Source organism: Pseudomonas sp. FH1 (genome assembly GCF_000510895.2).
Classification (GTDB): Bacteria; Pseudomonadota; Gammaproteobacteria; order Pseudomonadales; family Pseudomonadaceae; genus Aquipseudomonas; species Aquipseudomonas azotoformans_A.
The window spans coordinates 115858-129345 of record NZ_AOHM01000015.1 but is presented as its reverse complement, the minus strand read 5'-3'; the positions used below and the strand labels follow the sequence as shown (position 1 = coordinate 129345).

Annotated in this window: 15 protein-coding genes; 5 read left to right on the top strand and 10 right to left on the bottom strand. The window is 60.5% G+C overall.

Annotated features, from left to right (window positions below):
• Window positions 1-145: 145 nt before the first annotated feature.
• Both H096_RS06745 and H096_RS06740 read left to right on the top strand, forming a co-directional pair.
• Entirely contained in the window at window positions 146-913 is a 768-nt protein-coding gene (locus H096_RS06745; RefSeq protein ID WP_033897391.1) for an SDR family oxidoreductase, read from the top strand.
• 192 nt (window positions 914-1105) lie between these two features.
• Window positions 1106-2011, top strand: coding sequence for a cation diffusion facilitator family transporter (locus tag H096_RS06740; RefSeq protein ID WP_033897390.1), 906 nt, complete (start codon window positions 1106-1108; stop codon window positions 2009-2011).
• Here the strand turns inward: H096_RS06740 and H096_RS06735 are convergent.
• The 5 genes from H096_RS06735 to ureE form a co-directional block, all read right to left on the bottom strand.
• Window positions 1983-3101 (bottom strand): AGE family epimerase/isomerase, encoded by a 1119-nt coding sequence (locus H096_RS06735; protein ID WP_033897389.1) that lies wholly within the window; start codon window positions 3099-3101, stop codon window positions 1983-1985. The genes H096_RS06740 and H096_RS06735 overlap by 29 nt on opposite strands.
• 124 nt (window positions 3102-3225) lie before the next feature.
• Window positions 3226-3798, bottom strand: a complete 573-nt coding sequence (locus H096_RS06730) for a HupE/UreJ family protein (protein WP_033897388.1) — start codon at window positions 3796-3798, stop codon at window positions 3226-3228.
• 22 nt (window positions 3799-3820) lie between these two features.
• On the bottom strand, window positions 3821-4435 hold the full coding sequence (gene ureG / locus H096_RS06725) for an urease accessory protein UreG (RefSeq protein WP_033897387.1): 615 nt from the start codon (window positions 4433-4435) through the stop codon (window positions 3821-3823).
• 9 nt (window positions 4436-4444) lie between these two features.
• The gene (locus tag H096_RS06720) at window positions 4445-5119 is read right to left on the bottom strand and encodes an urease accessory protein UreF (protein WP_033897386.1); all 675 of its coding nucleotides are present in this window, start codon (window positions 5117-5119) and stop codon (window positions 4445-4447) included.
• Complete coding sequence (gene ureE / locus H096_RS06715; RefSeq protein WP_033897385.1) at window positions 5116-5616, bottom strand: urease accessory protein UreE; 501 nt, start codon at window positions 5614-5616, stop codon at window positions 5116-5118. Before ureE ends, H096_RS06720 begins: the two co-directional genes overlap by 4 nt.
• A gap of 277 nt (window positions 5617-5893) precedes the next feature.
• On the opposite strand from ureE, the gene H096_RS06710 reads away from it, so the two are divergent.
• The gene (locus tag H096_RS06710) at window positions 5894-6391 is read left to right on the top strand and encodes a C40 family peptidase (RefSeq protein WP_033897384.1); all 498 of its coding nucleotides are present in this window, start codon (window positions 5894-5896) and stop codon (window positions 6389-6391) included.
• Between the two features lie 5 nt (window positions 6392-6396).
• On the opposite strand, the gene H096_RS06705 is transcribed toward H096_RS06710, so the two are convergent.
• A complete protein-coding gene (locus tag H096_RS06705; RefSeq protein WP_025857330.1) occupies window positions 6397-7029 on the bottom strand; it encodes a TetR family transcriptional regulator in 633 nt (210 codons plus the stop codon).
• 151 nt (window positions 7030-7180) lie between these two features.
• Window positions 7181-7633, bottom strand: coding sequence for a hypothetical protein (locus tag H096_RS06700; RefSeq protein ID WP_033897383.1), 453 nt, complete (start codon window positions 7631-7633; stop codon window positions 7181-7183).
• Between the two features lie 359 nt (window positions 7634-7992).
• Between H096_RS06700 and H096_RS06695 the strand changes: the two genes are divergently transcribed.
• Window positions 7993-10062: an AsmA family protein gene (locus H096_RS06695; protein ID WP_033897382.1), complete on the top strand. Its 2070-nt coding sequence runs from the start codon at window positions 7993-7995 to the stop codon at window positions 10060-10062.
• Here H096_RS06695 and H096_RS06690 read toward each other — a convergent pair.
• Together H096_RS06690 and H096_RS06685 are read right to left on the bottom strand one after the other, a co-directional pair.
• Window positions 10059-10769: a hypothetical protein gene (locus tag H096_RS06690; protein ID WP_061435104.1), complete on the bottom strand. Its 711-nt coding sequence runs from the start codon at window positions 10767-10769 to the stop codon at window positions 10059-10061. The two genes, H096_RS06695 and H096_RS06690, sit on opposite strands and share 4 nt — an antisense overlap.
• A 206-nt stretch (window positions 10770-10975) precedes the next feature.
• Window positions 10976-11506: a ferritin-like domain-containing protein gene (locus H096_RS06685; protein ID WP_016976947.1), complete on the bottom strand. Its 531-nt coding sequence runs from the start codon at window positions 11504-11506 to the stop codon at window positions 10976-10978.
• A 167-nt stretch (window positions 11507-11673) separates the two neighbouring features.
• On the opposite strand from H096_RS06685, the gene H096_RS06680 reads away from it, so the two are divergent.
• The gene (locus tag H096_RS06680; protein ID WP_033897381.1) at window positions 11674-12564 is read left to right on the top strand and encodes a triacylglycerol lipase; all 891 of its coding nucleotides are present in this window, start codon (window positions 11674-11676) and stop codon (window positions 12562-12564) included.
• Here H096_RS06680 and H096_RS06675 read toward each other — a convergent pair.
• Window positions 12561-13430: a DMT family transporter gene (locus H096_RS06675; RefSeq protein ID WP_033897380.1), complete on the bottom strand. Its 870-nt coding sequence runs from the start codon at window positions 13428-13430 to the stop codon at window positions 12561-12563. The genes H096_RS06680 and H096_RS06675 overlap by 4 nt on opposite strands.
• Between the last annotated feature and the right edge of the window lie 58 nt (window positions 13431-13488).

Sequence of the window (13488 nt, the reverse complement as noted above, 5' to 3'; positions counted from 1 at the left end):
GCAAGCCACGGCCTGTATGGCTTTTATAGAGTTGATTGAAAAGTGATCAGGCGTGTATCAAGTTGTGTGCTTAGCGGTTGCCGCCATCGCGGTGTACGGGCATTCTGCTGGCAACTTTTTTCCCGATGCCCGCAAGGAGAACACCATGTCCGACACGTTGTTTATTACTGGCGCAACCTCAGGTTTCGGCGAAGCCTGCGCCCGTCGTTTTGCCGAAGCCGGCTGGAAACTGGTGCTCACCGGCCGTCGTGCCGACCGCCTGAATGCGCTGGTCGAAGAACTATCCAAGCAGACTGAAGTGCATGGCCTGGTCGTGGACGTGCGGGACCGCAAAGGCATGGAAGACGCCATCGCCAACCTGCCGCCGTCGTTCGCCAAGCTGCGCGGGCTGATCAACAACGCCGGCCTGGCCGTGGGCACCGACCCAGCGCCCAAGTGCAGCCTCGACGATTGGGAAACCATGGTCGACACCAACATCAAGGGCCTGCTGACCACCACTAATCTGCTGCTGCCACGCCTGATCGCTCACGGTCGTGGTGCGGGTATCATCAACCTGGGTTCCATCGCGGGTAATTACCCGTATCCGGGCAGCCACGTGTATGGCGGTTCCAAGGCGTTCGTTAAGCAGTTCTCGCTGAACCTGCGTTGCGACTTGCAAGGTACTGGCGTGCGCGTGACCAACATCGAGCCGGGCCTGTGTGAAAGCGAGTTCTCGCTGGTGCGCTTCGGCGGTGATCAGGCGCGGTATGACGCGACTTATGCGGGTGCCGAACCGATCCAGCCGCAAGACATTGCCGACACGATCTTCTGGGTCATGAACACGCCGGCGCATGTGAATATCAACCGGTTGGAGCTGATGCCGGTGAGCCAGACGTGGGCTGGGTTTGCGATTGAGCGCGGCGCTAAAGCTTAAGACCGATCGCTGCTGTGGCGAGGGAGCTTGCTCCCGCTGGGGCGCGAAGCGGCCCTAAGATTTTGGGGCCGCTGCGCAGCCCAGCGGGAGCAAGCTCCCTCGCCACGATCGGCCAAAACAGGTCATAAGGTACACTCACCGCCTGAAAACCCCTCCGTACTGTGCGGATTTAAGGTTTTAACGGGAGGAAATGTGAGTAACCGAGGTGAGCAGGCACTGCTCAAACAATCGACCATCCTGATGTTCGCCGTCGCGATCGCCGGGATTGTCACGGGTGTGATTTCTGGCGCCCAATCCATTCTGTTCGACGGCTTTTTCTCGTTGATCGCCACCGCCATCAAGGTGTTGATGCTGATCACGGCCAAGCTGATCGCCAAGAAAAGCAACGAGCGTTTCCAGTTCGGCTATTGGCACCTGGAACCCATGGTGCTGCTGATCGAAGGCAGTTTCCTGTTGCTGATCGCCATCTATGCGTTCCTCAATGGCGTGTTCGGCATTATCAATGGCGGCCGCGAGATCGAGTTGGGGTTGGTGATCATCTACGCGGCGGTGTTTACCGTCGTCGAGTTCGCCTACTTCTTCTACGTGCGTTATCGCAATCGCCAGCTGAAATCATCGCTGATCCAGTTCGACAACATCAGCTGGCTGGTGGACGCGATGCTGTCGGTAGGCTTGCTGATCAGCTTTCTGGCGGCGCTGTTGCTCAAGTCCCAGGGCTATGGCGAGTGGGCGGTGTATGTCGACCCATTGATCCTGATCCTGCTGGCCCTGAGCATGCTGGCGCCGGCGTTCAAGATCCTGCGCCCGGCCTTGCGCGAGGTGCTGGGAATCGCGCCGGACCAGTTGGACGACACCGTGCGCGAAGTGATGGAAGCGGCCCAGGCCAAGCATGGTTTCGACGACTACGTGTCCTACGTGCAAAAGCACGGGCGGGCGCGGTTTATCGAGATTCATGTGGTGTTGCCGGCGGATTACCCGGTGGATAACGTCGCGACCCTCGACGGGCTGCGCGAAGAGATATCCACAGGGCTCGGCACGCCGGATGCGGCGCGCTGGCTGACGATCAGCTTTACCGGAGATCGCAGGTGGATTGCATAAGGCCCTGGTAACAGGTTGCCAAGTGATACGGCGTGGTCGACGGCATGTCCCGTCGGCTCACGGCGCCCTGAGCATCCAGGCATTCATTCCAGCCTTTTGCATGCAGAAAATGTTGTTGCAGCGCCAGCAATTGGCGTTGCAGCACCGCTTCGCTGTTGGGTCGCAAGGTCAGTGCCCGCAGGTATTCGGCCTGGGCCCAGATACGCTGGGTGCCGTCACGCACCGTACCGTCCAGCGCCAGCATGCCGCTGACCGCACCGCTGAGGTTATCTACACCCTTGAGTTCTGCGTAGGCGAACGCCCGGGTCAGTGACGCATGCAGCGGCGTACCGCGCAGCACGTCCGAAGACTCCAGCAAGAAGAACCATTCGAACTGGTGCCCCGGTTCGAACCAGTTATCCACAGCGCCCAGCGGTTTTTCCATCATCACGCCGTGCTGGCGGTCGATGAAGCGCTGCTGCATGGCCGTCGCCAACGCCAGCAGGGCGGCTTGCACGTTGGCGTCTTCACGCACCGCGAGGGTGGCGAGGAAACCTTCGGCCAGGTGCATCAGCGGGTTTTGCAGTGGGCCGGACTTGAGCGATGACCAGTTGCGCTCCAATACGGCCTCGTACAGACCGTCGCCTGTGGAGAACCGCTCGGCGACCACTTCCAGGGCGGCGTTGAGCACCGACTCCACCAACGGCTCACGCACCTTGGCCCAGTAATGGGCGCAGGCAAAGATGATGAAGGCGTGGGTGTAGAGGTCTTTGCGCTTGTCCAGCGGCTGGCCGGACGGATCGATGCTGTAGAACCAGCCGCCGTGCTCGGCGTCGTGGAAGTGCCGTTGCAGGGAGCGAAACAGTGCCGCTGCGCGTTCTTCAGCAAAGGCCGCGCCGGGCTCGCCGATCAGGCTGGCAAAGAGGTACAACTGCCGGGCGCAGGCCATCGCGCGGTAGCGTTGCGGGGGCAGTGGCTGATGATCGGCGTCCAGCGCCTCATAGGGCAATGCCAGGTCGGCATTCCAGCCCGGGCCTTGCCAGAGCGGCACGATCAGGCTGTGGAAGTGCGTAAGCACGGTGTTCAAGGAGGGTTGGGAAGCGCTGGGCATTGGCTGGCGTCGTCACGGCAGGGGTGTAGGCGCGCATGGTAGCAGAGGGGCAGCCTTGAGTTGTGAGCTGCAAGCTGCAAGTCAGCGCAAATCAGCCTTACTTGCAGCTTGGAGCTTGCGGCTGTTAGCTGGCGAGCAGCCACACCCCCGTCGCCGCCGAAGCCGCCCCCGCAATCCGCACCAACGGCGCCGCCGCAGCCGGCAGGAAGCGTACCACCGCATATCCGGCCGCGTGCAGCACGGCAGTCGCACCGACAAAACCCGCGGCATACGCCCACGGGCTGGACATGTCTGGCAGCTCCAGACCATGCGCCACACCATGGAACAGTGCGAACAAGGCCGTGGCCCCCACCGCCATGAACAACGGCGGACGCACCGCCAGCGCCACCGCCAGGCCCAGGGCCAGCACCGACGCGGCAATCCCGCTTTCCAGCGCCGGCAACGCCAGGCCTTCAAAACCCAGCACGCCGCCAATCAGCATGGTGCCGACAAAGGTGCACGGCAACGCCCAACGCGCGGCGCCTTTTTGTTGGGCGGCCCACAAACCGACCGCGACCATGGCCAGCAAGTGGTCGATGCCCCCCAGAGGATGGCTGATACCGGCCACCAGGCCGTTGTCGCCATGGCCCGGGTGAGCGAAGGCCAGGGCAGGGGCCAGCAGCAGGGCGGCGGCGGTGAAGAGTTTCTTGAGGCTCATGGACAGGTTCCTTATGGGTTGATCAGGCGGCGGTCAGCAGGCCTTGGCGTTCGATGAAGGCGACGATGTCCTCCAGGCCGACACCGGTTTTCTGGTTGCTGAACACAAAGGGTTTGCCGTTGCGCATGCGGGTGGTGTCGCTGTTCATCAGCTCCAGCGACGCGCCGACCAAGGGCGCCAGGTCGATCTTGTTGATCACCAGCAGATCGGACTTGCAGATGCCAGGCCCGCCCTTGCGCGGCAGCTTGTCGCCGGCGGACACGTCGATCACGTAGATGGTCAGGTCCGACAACTCCGGGCTGAAGGTGGCCGAGAGGTTGTCCCCGCCGGACTCCACCAGGATCAGGTCCAGGCCCGGGAAACGACGGTTGAGCTGGTCGACGGCTTCCAGGTTGATCGAGGCGTCTTCGCGGATCGCCGTGTGCGGGCAGCCACCGGTTTCAACGCCGATGATGCGTTCCGGCGCGAGGGCCTGGTTGCGCACCAGGAAGTCAGCGTCCTCGCGGGTGTAGATGTCGTTGGTGACCACTGCCAGGTTGTAGCGATCACGCAGCGCGAGGCACAGGGCCAGGGTCAGGGCCGTCTTGCCGGAGCCCACCGGGCCGCCGATGCCGACACGCAAAGGTTGTGAGTTCATATGCTTCTCCTAGGAACGAAACAGTCGGCTGTATTGGCGCTCGTGGGCCATGCAGGCCAGGGACAGGCCGAACGCGGCGCTGCCGAAATGGTTGGGTTGGATGCGGTTGGCGTCCTGCTGGGCTTGTTGCAGCAACGGCAGCAGTTCACTGGTGAGGCGTTGGGCGGCTTGCTGGCCCAGGGGCAGGGTTTTCATCAGCACAGCCAATTGGTTTTCCAGCCAGCTCCATAGCCAGGCGGCAAGCGCGTCGGCGGGGCTGATGTTCCAGGCGCGGGCGGCCAGGGCCCAGCCCAATGCCAAATGCGGTTCGGCGCACTGTTGAAGAAATAGGCGGGCGGCGTCGTCCAGTTCCGGCAGGCCGTTGAGCAGTTGTTGCAGGGAGTAGCCCATCTGCCGGCTCTCCTGGTACAGCTCGCGGGTCTCACGGCTGGCGCGATGTTCTTCGCACAGCTGGGCCAGGCGCGGCCAATCGGCCTCAAAGGCGGCTTGGCAATGGGCGAGCAGAACGGGTGCCTCGAAACGTGCGAGGTTGAGCAGCAACTGATCGCTGATCCAGCGCCGTGCACTGGCAGCGTCGTTGACGCGACCGTTCTCCACTGCCATTTCCAAACCCTGGGAATAGCTGTAGCCACCAATCGGCAATTGCGGACTGGCCAGACGCAACAGCGCCCAGGCTGGGTTCACAGACGCACGCCGAACTGGTGCAGCTTGGGCGGGTAGTTGAAATCTTCATCGCCATGGCGCGAATGATGATGCCCGCCGCCATAGGCGCCATGTTCCGGCTGGAATGGCGCTTCGAGGGTCTGCGTCTGCGCGCCCAGCTGTTCGAGCATGGCCTTGAGCACATAGTCTTCCAGCAGGCGTAGCCAGCCATCGCCCACTTGCAACGCCACGTGGCGGTTACCCAGGTGATAGGCCGCGCGCGTCAGTTCAAATGCGCTGCTGCAGGTGACGTGCAGCAGTTGTTCAGGCCGGGCGCACACGCGTACGACACGTCCGTCTTCAGCCTGTAGGAATTCGCCATCGTGCAGCGGTGGCTGGCCGCGCTCCAGGAAAAGGCCGACGTCTTCACCGTCAGCACTGAAACAGCGCAGGCGGCTTTTGCTGCGAGCTTCGAAGTTCAGCAGCAACTCGGCGGCCCAGAGGGTTTGGGGGGCGATTCGGCGGTGGATCACCAGCATCAGGAAGCTTCCAGCTATGAGCGATGAAACAGCTAGAGCAAGGGGCTTGCCAACCTCGATGGGGAGTAGGAATTGCCTGTAGGCAAGGAGGGGTGTGCCACTAAACAGGGCGAGGAAGAATGGATGGCGTGCGCCAAAGTGGTGCGCGATGTTGCTTGTTGCACGGGTGATGGGCGTTTTCAGATTTTCCCTACAGGGTATGGGGAATCGGCGTTCATCACCTTTCCTGCGAGATCATTAGGCTGTGCGCCGTGTTTAATTCACTGCGACGTTCATCATGTTCAAGTCTTTTTGTTATCTGGTTATTGTCAGTCTGTCTTTCGCGCTTTCATCGGCTTCCGCCAATCTAAAGACCCACCCGTCCTTCAGCGCTTCGCTGAAACAAGCGTCTATCGAGGATGTGGTCGACCGCGCCCACGAACTGCTGGGTACGCCTTACAAGTGGGGTGGCACCTCGGCGGATCAGGGGTTTGATTGCAGCAGCCTGCTGGTCTATCTGTTCAAGACCGAAGCCAACATTCAGATCCCACGCACCACCGCGGCCATGCAGCGGTCAACGGCCGCGACCATCAAACGCAATGCGCTCAAGCCCGGCGATGCGGTGTTTTTCAAAGCCAACGGGCGCGGCCAGGTCAGCCATGTGGGTCTCTATATAGGCGATGGCAAATTCATTCATTCGCCGCGAACCGGCAAGCGCATCCGTATCGATTCATTGAGCAACGACTACTGGAACAAGAACTACACCACCGCCAAGCGCTTTCACACAGCAGGTTGATGGCTTTATTCGGTACTGCCCAGGCCTTGCCAGTGCTTCAAGCCGATAAAGATAAAGCGCAACTGCTGGGTGATTTTCGCCTGGGGCGTGAGGTGGTCAGGCAGGGCCTGGGCCGGCGGATCGATAATGTCGGGAAGGGTGGCGAACACACTTTTGACGATCAGGTCGGCCATCACATGCAGGCCTTCGGCATCCAGGTGCTGCAGTTTGGGCATGAACGTCAGGTCGGCCGCCAGGTCGCGGGTGATGTCTTCACGTAGCGCCCCGATGGCCTGGCGCACGGCCAGGCAGCCGCCGTATTGCTCGCGGGCCAGGAACAGGAATTGCGAACGGTTGGCCGAGACCACATCGAGAAAGATCCGTACGGAGGCATCGATTATGCCGCCCATCACGAATTCGTTATGGCGCACCAGGCGGATAGTGGCGCGGAAGGTCTGGCCGACTTCACTCACCAACACAAGCCCCAGCTGGTCCATGTCGGCAAAATGCCGGTAGAACCCGGTGGGCACGATACCGGCCGTCTTCGCCACTTCGCGCAGGCTCAGGCTGCCAAACCCACGGCCACACTCCATCAGATGGCGGGCTGCGTCCATCAGGGCTAGGCGGGTCTGTTGCTTCTGTTCGGCGCGGGGCAGCATGGGCGGACGGGCTTTGTCGGCAAGTACAGCGACGCACTCTAGCAAAACAGGTCTGTTGGCGTCGAACTTGGCAGGGGAAGGGCGTGATGCGATCTACAGGAAAGCAAAAGCCCGATCGGCAGATCGGGCTTTTTTCTCGGCCACCACGGGGTTAGCTCTGTGCTTGATGCAGTTCTTGCAGACGGTCAGCACCGCCTTCAGCAACGCCTTCGGTGTAGGCACGTTTGTTGGCTTGTTCAGCGCCGCCTTCGACCAGACCTTTCTGTTCCAGGCGATCACGACCACCTTCGGCAACAGCGTTGCGTTCCAGCAGGCGATCAGCACCACCTTCAACCAGGCCTTTTTGTTCCAGGCGGTTGCGGCCGTTTTCGGTCAGGCCTTCGGTGTAAGCGCGTTTGTTGGCTTGTTCCGAACCATTTTCAGCCACAGCGCCTTTGGCGTAGTCACGGTTCTCTTCTTCTTGCGAACCGCTGCGAGCGATGGTCTGGCTGAAAGGAACGGCGTCAGCTTTGACTTGTGGGGTGGCCTGTTCGGCGGCTGGCAGGGCAAAGGCACTGGAAGCCAGGATGGATAACAGGGCGGTAGCGAGTAATTGGCGTTTCATGATGGGTTGCTCCTTGGGAGGGCGATAAAGTGGGTACAGGGCTAATGCTACTCTCGATAAGTCGATATAAAAGTTCATAAACACAATGGTAATAATCAACAGAATTGATTGTTCTAGGCGGAGGCTCTAGAACGGGCCTCTCAAGCACGCGGTTTTGCACCGGTGTGGGTATTTTCGACACGCGCGCGGGTAACAATGGTGCGCAGTTGTAGGGGAAATCTGTCGAAGTGGTCAGAAATTGAGGTTTTTCCAGGCAAATCGGGGATCGGGTTAAACCCCCAGGCGGTTTGCCAGTCGTAGTTCTATAAGCTGTCCTTAAAGGCTGTCACCCAGCCAGTCGTATTCAGGAGTCCTGTGCAATGACGCGCACTCGTAAAATCGTCGCTTGGAGCTGCGCCAGCTTCGTTGTGTTAATCGCCGTAGTGGTGTTGGTCCTGGTGTTCTTTGACTGGAACCGCATCAAGCCACCCCTCAATGCCAAGGTCTCCGAAGAATTGCATCGACCCTTTGCCATCAACGGCAACCTGGCGGTGGTGTGGGCGCGTGAGCGCGATGAAGGCGGCTGGCGCGCCTGGGTGCCGTGGCCCCATGTGATTGCCGAAGACCTGACCCTGGGCAACCCGGACTGGTCGAAAACCCCGCAAATGGTCACCCTCAAGAAGGTCGAACTGCGCATTTCGCCCCTGGCATTGCTGGTGCAGCGGGTGGTGATCCCGCGTATCGACCTCACCGAGCCGAGCGCGCAGTTGCGGCGCCTGGCCGATGGCCGCGCCAACTGGACTTTCAAGTTCGACCCCAAGGACCCGAACGCCGAGCCTTCCAACTGGGTGGTGGACATTGGTGCCATCGGCTTCGACAAAGGCCATGTGACCCTCGACGACCAGACCCTCAAGACCCAACTGGATGTGATCATCGACCCGCTGGGCAAACCGATCCCGTTCGGCGAAGTTGTCGGCGACGCCGATGCCAAGAAGGCCCTGGAAAAAGGCTCCGCGCCCCAGGACTATGCGTTCGGCCTCAAGGTCAAAGGCCAGTACCACGGCCAGAAACTCGACGGCAGCGGCAAGATCGGCGGACTGCTGGCCTTGCAGGACGCGGCCAAGCCGTTCCCGCTGCAAGCCCAGGTCAAGATTGCCGACACCAGCATCGCCCTGGCCGGCACGCTGACCGATCCGCTGAACCTCGGCGCGCTCGATTTGCGCCTGAAGCTCGCCGGTTCCAGCCTGGGCAATCTCTACCCGTTGACCGGCGTGACCCTGCCGGATTCGCCGGCCTATTCCACCGACGGTCACCTTATCGCCAAGCTGCACGAAGCCAGCGGCGCTTCGTTTCGCTATGAAAACTTCAACGGCAAGATCGGCAACAGCGATATCCACGGCAGCCTCGCCTACGTCGCCAGCCAGCCACGGCCCAAGCTCAGCGGCGCGCTGGTGTCCAACCAATTGCTGATGACCGACCTCGCTCCGCTGATCGGCGCCGACTCCAACGCCAAGCAAAAAGCCCGTGGCGGCGACAGCAAGCAGCCAGCGACCAAAGTGCTGCCGGTGGAAGAGTTCCGCACCGAGCGCTGGCGTGTCATGGACGCCGATGTGGAGTTCACCGGCAAGCGCATCGTGCACAGTGCCGATCTGCCATTTACCGACCTCTACACCCACCTGGTCCTGAATGACGGCGAGCTGAGCCTTGAGCCCCTGCGTTTTGGTGTGGCCGGCGGCAAACTGGATGCGCAGATCCGCCTCAACGGCCGCATCACGCCAATGGAAGGTCGCGCCAAACTCACCGCGCGCAACTTCAAGCTCAAGCAGCTGTTCCCAACCTTCGAACCGATGAAAACCAGCTTTGGTGAACTCAACGGTGATGCCGACATTGCCGGACGCGGCAACTCCGTGGCAGCCCTGTTGGGCAGTTCCAACGGTGACCTGAAGATGCTGATCAACGACGGCGCCATCAGCCGCAGCCTGATGGAAATCGCCGGGCTCAACGTGGGTAACTACGTGGTAGGCCGCTTGTTTGGTGACAAGGAAGTGAAGATCAACTGCGCGGCGGCGGACTTCGGCATCAAGACGGGCCTGGCGACCACGCGCTTGTTTGTGTTCGATACTGAGAACGCCATCATCTACATCGATGGCACCGCGAATATGGCCACCGAGCAACTGGACCTTACCATTACCCCGGAATCGAAAGGCTTTCGCCTGTTCTCCCTGCGTTCACCGCTGTACGTCAACGGGCCGTTCATCAAGCCCAACGCGGGTGTGAAAGCCATTCCACTGGCGTTGCGGGGGGCGGGCATGGTGGCGCTGGGTGTGATCGCCGGGCCGGCGGCCGGGTTGCTGGCGTTGGTCGCGCCGAGTGGTGGTGAACCGAATGAGTGTGCACCGTTGCTGCAACAGATGAAGGAAGGCAAGGCGCCGAAAACAGTAAAGGGCTAGCCTCCTGCGGGGATGAAGATCGCGTCCGATGTGCAGGGGATGCCAATTTGAAGGAAAGGATCCTGCTTGTAAGGCGTGCCGTCTGCATTGATTGAATAGAACGCTTCATGTAGATACTGCTTGCCGTCCAAGACGAAGCAACGGAAAGAGACATGGGTGGGGAATGCGTTTTTGAGTTGGGCGAGCGTCACACCGCGGCCTATCCAAGTGTTGAACATCGGCTCAATGTACATCACGGATTTTCTCAGTCTGACGATATCATTGAAATAGTTGACATCCGTTTGGCCGGAGCAAGTCCCGTGTTTCTTCCACTCGTATCTAAACATTCCCTGCGGGGCCGCGGTGACCAACTGGGCGATCGCGGGAGTGTTGGAAATCTGTTCCAGTGTGTTGTCGCTGATATCACACGCTGTGGTTGATTGACAGCTGGGAGCCGTGTTGCAAGAGGCAGGGTGGCGATTGGTTTTCTGCCCGACACTGTTGTTATAGGGCCAGATGCCGTGGGTCAGAAACGTTTGCGGTGGTTTAGTGCACCCTGTCGTTTCAGGCTTTAGCTTGCAGAAACTTGGCTGCCAGGTCACTGCGTAGACCAGGTATTTGAAGCCCTCGCTGCTTGGGGTGATTTCCTCATTTGCATCCAAGGCCTGAGCACCCTGACTGATGAAGAAAGCTGCGAGGGCTGCAGGAATGAACATGGTTTTGTTCATTTGCCGATACTCCATATTCAGTTGCTTGACGGTATTGTCAGTGACTGCTGGACGTATCAAATAGCCCTGTTTTCGACAAGATGTCTACTGTCAACACTAACAGGTAGACGCAGGTTTTCTCTTGCAGTGATTGCGGACAAAGTAAGCCCCAAGTGTGAGCGGCCGCTCCCTTTGGGGCTTTACTGGAGGCAGTTGTCGATGCCGGTCTAAAGGCTTTCTAAAATATCCGCCATATCGTCCGCATGCTCTTCTTCCTGAGCCAGGATCTCTTCAAACAGACGACGCGTAGTCGGGTCTTTATCGCCAATGTACTGGATGATCTCGCGGTAGCTGTCTACCGCAATCCGCTCGGCGACCAGGTCTTCGTAGACCATTTCCTTGAGGTCCTTGCCGGCCACGTATTGGGCGTGGGAGTTCTTGGTCAGCAGGTCCGGGTTGAACTCCGGCTCACCGCCCAGCTGCACGATGCGCTCGGCGAGTTTGTCCGCGTGTTCGGCTTCCTGGGTGGCGTGTTCGAGGAACTCGTCGGCGGCGACGGACGCCTTGATACCGCTGGCCATGAAGTAGTGGCGCTTGTAGCGCAGCACGCAGACCAACTCGGTGGCCAGCGATGCGTTGAGCAGGCGGATGATTTCTTCGCGGTCGGCGTCATAACCTTCGGTCACTGCACCGTTTTCGACGTTCTGGCGGGCGCGGCTGCGCAGGGTCGCAACGTCAGTCAAGTTTGCTTCGGTCATCTCAATCTCCTGGTACTAATCCGGTTTTGCGCCACGCTCTGCCGGCGTGATCGCTCCAAGTTGTGAGTCCCGCGTCACGCAAAAAGTTTTATCGGATTTATGTCATCACCTCGTCGCGGGACTGGGCTAGCCTCTGGTGGTCTTTCCTGATCAAGGACGTTCGGCCCATGCCGCAGTCGTTAGCCACGCGTTACCCCTTGGTGCTGGTCCCCGGCATGCTCGGGTTTGTGCGCCTGGGGTGGTTTCCCTATTGGTACGGCATCGTCCCGGCGCTACAGGCAGGCGGCGCGCAGGTATTTCCCGTGCAGGTGGCGCCGCTGGACTCCAGCGAGGTGCGTGGCGAGCAATTGCTGCTGCAGATCGAGCGCATTCGCCGTGAAATGGGGGCCGACAAGGTCAACCTGATCGGCCACAGCCAGGGCTCGCTCACTGCGCGGTATGCAGCGGCCAAGCGCCCGGAGTGGGTGGCGTCGGTGACATCGGTGGCCGGGCCCAACCATGGCTCGGAACTGGCGGACCACATTCATCTCAATTACCCCGTGGATGGCGTGAAGGGCCGAATCATGAGCGCGCTGTTTCACCTGGTTGCCTGGGTGATGGGCGTGCTGGAAACCGGCTATCGCGGGCCACGCTTCAAGGCGGACTTGCAGGCCTCCCATCATTCCCTGACCAGTGCGGGTGTGGCGCTGTTCAATCAGTGCTATCCACAGGGGCTGCCGCCGACATGGGGCGGGCAGGGGCCCGAAGAGGTCAACGGCGTGCGGTATTACTCATGGTCCGGCACCTTGCAGCCGGGCATCACCGACCGGGGTCGCAACCTGTTCGACGGTACGCATCGCAGTTGCCGCCTGTTCGCCCGCAGCTTTGTACGCGAAAAGGGCCAGTGCGACGGCATGGTCGGACGCTACAGCTCACACCTGGGGAGGGTGATCGGCGATGACTACGCCTTGGATCACTTCGATATCGTCAACCAATCCCTGGGCCTGGTGGGCAAGGGCGCCGAGCCGATTCGACTGTTCGTCGAGCATGCCCGACGCTTGAAGGAGGCCGGGGTTTAACGCACCGGCGTGGTCCAACGCTCCGACATAATCACCCCGCCCAAGGTCAGCAAGCCGCCCACCAGGTGGTACAGCGCCAATTCTTCCTTCAGCACCACGGCCGCAATCAACGCGGTGATCAACGGCAGCAGGTTGAAAAACAACGTCGTGCGGCTCGGGCCCAAGGTCTTTACCGAATGCATCCACGCCAGCGGCGTGACCATCGAGGCCAACAGGCACGCATACAGCACCAGCGGAATGTTCGCCCAACCCAAGCCGGCCTTCGCCGAGAACAGGAACAGCGGAAACAGCACCACCACCGCCACCAGCACCTGCAGATACAGCAACACCAACGGCGGCAGGCGCAGCTGCCATTTCTTCAACAGGGTGCTGTAGACCGCGTAGGCCAGGGTCGCGACCAGCATCATGCCGTCGCCCAGGTTGACCCCGTGTTGCAGCAGTGCGTCGAGGCTACCGGCGGAGACCACCACCACCACGCCGGCGAATGACAGCACGGCACCAGTCATCGCGCCGTAGGTGAGGCGTTGGCCGAGGCTGATGATCGCTGCTGTGAGTGCCATCAATGGCATCAACGATAGGATGATGCCCATGTTGGTCGCCGTGGTCAGCGACGCGGCGTAGTACGCCAGGCTCTGGTACACCGCCATGCCTAGCACGCCGAGGATGAACACCTTGCCCAGGTTCGGACGGATCAACGCCCAGTTGGCGATCACCGGCTTGATCATGAACGGCGTGAACAGCAGCGCCGCCAGCAACCAGCGGTAAAAGCCGATTTCCGCCGGGAACAGTGCGCCCACGGCCAGCTTGTTGACGACGGTGTTGCCGGCCCAGATGAAAATGGCCAGCAAGGGATACGCGTATTGCATCGAAAGAAACCCAGTGTGTTGATGAGGCAGGATTATCCATTGTCTGGATCGAAGCCTA

What these genes read in the sequence shown, in the direction of transcription:
- H096_RS06675 (WP_033897380.1), bottom strand. Translation starts at nt 13,430, where the DNA reads ATGCAATACGCGTATCCCTTGCTGGCCATTTTCATCTGGGCCGGCAAC.
- ureG (WP_033897387.1), bottom strand. Translation starts at nt 4,435, where the DNA reads ATGAACTCACAACCTTTGCGTGTCGGCATCGGCGGCCCGGTGGGCTCC.
- H096_RS06745 (WP_033897391.1), top strand. Translation starts at nt 146, where the DNA reads ATGTCCGACACGTTGTTTATTACTGGCGCAACCTCAGGTTTCGGCGAA.
- H096_RS06700 (WP_033897383.1), bottom strand. Translation starts at nt 7,633, where the DNA reads ATGAAACGCCAATTACTCGCTACCGCCCTGTTATCCATCCTGGCTTCC.
- H096_RS06680 (WP_033897381.1), top strand. Translation starts at nt 11,674, where the DNA reads ATGCCGCAGTCGTTAGCCACGCGTTACCCCTTGGTGCTGGTCCCCGGC.
- H096_RS06705 (WP_025857330.1), bottom strand. Translation starts at nt 7,029, where the DNA reads ATGCTGCCCCGCGCCGAACAGAAGCAACAGACCCGCCTAGCCCTGATG.
- ureE (WP_033897385.1), bottom strand. Translation starts at nt 5,616, where the DNA reads ATGCTGGTGATCCACCGCCGAATCGCCCCCCAAACCCTCTGGGCCGCC.
- H096_RS06685 (WP_016976947.1), bottom strand. Translation starts at nt 11,506, where the DNA reads ATGACCGAAGCAAACTTGACTGACGTTGCGACCCTGCGCAGCCGCGCC.
- H096_RS06710 (WP_033897384.1), top strand. Translation starts at nt 5,894, where the DNA reads ATGTTCAAGTCTTTTTGTTATCTGGTTATTGTCAGTCTGTCTTTCGCG.
- H096_RS06695 (WP_033897382.1), top strand. Translation starts at nt 7,993, where the DNA reads ATGACGCGCACTCGTAAAATCGTCGCTTGGAGCTGCGCCAGCTTCGTT.
- H096_RS06735 (WP_033897389.1), bottom strand. Translation starts at nt 3,101, where the DNA reads ATGCCCAGCGCTTCCCAACCCTCCTTGAACACCGTGCTTACGCACTTC.
- H096_RS06690 (WP_061435104.1), bottom strand. Translation starts at nt 10,769, where the DNA reads ATGAACAAAACCATGTTCATTCCTGCAGCCCTCGCAGCTTTCTTCATC.
- H096_RS06730 (WP_033897388.1), bottom strand. Translation starts at nt 3,798, where the DNA reads ATGAGCCTCAAGAAACTCTTCACCGCCGCCGCCCTGCTGCTGGCCCCT.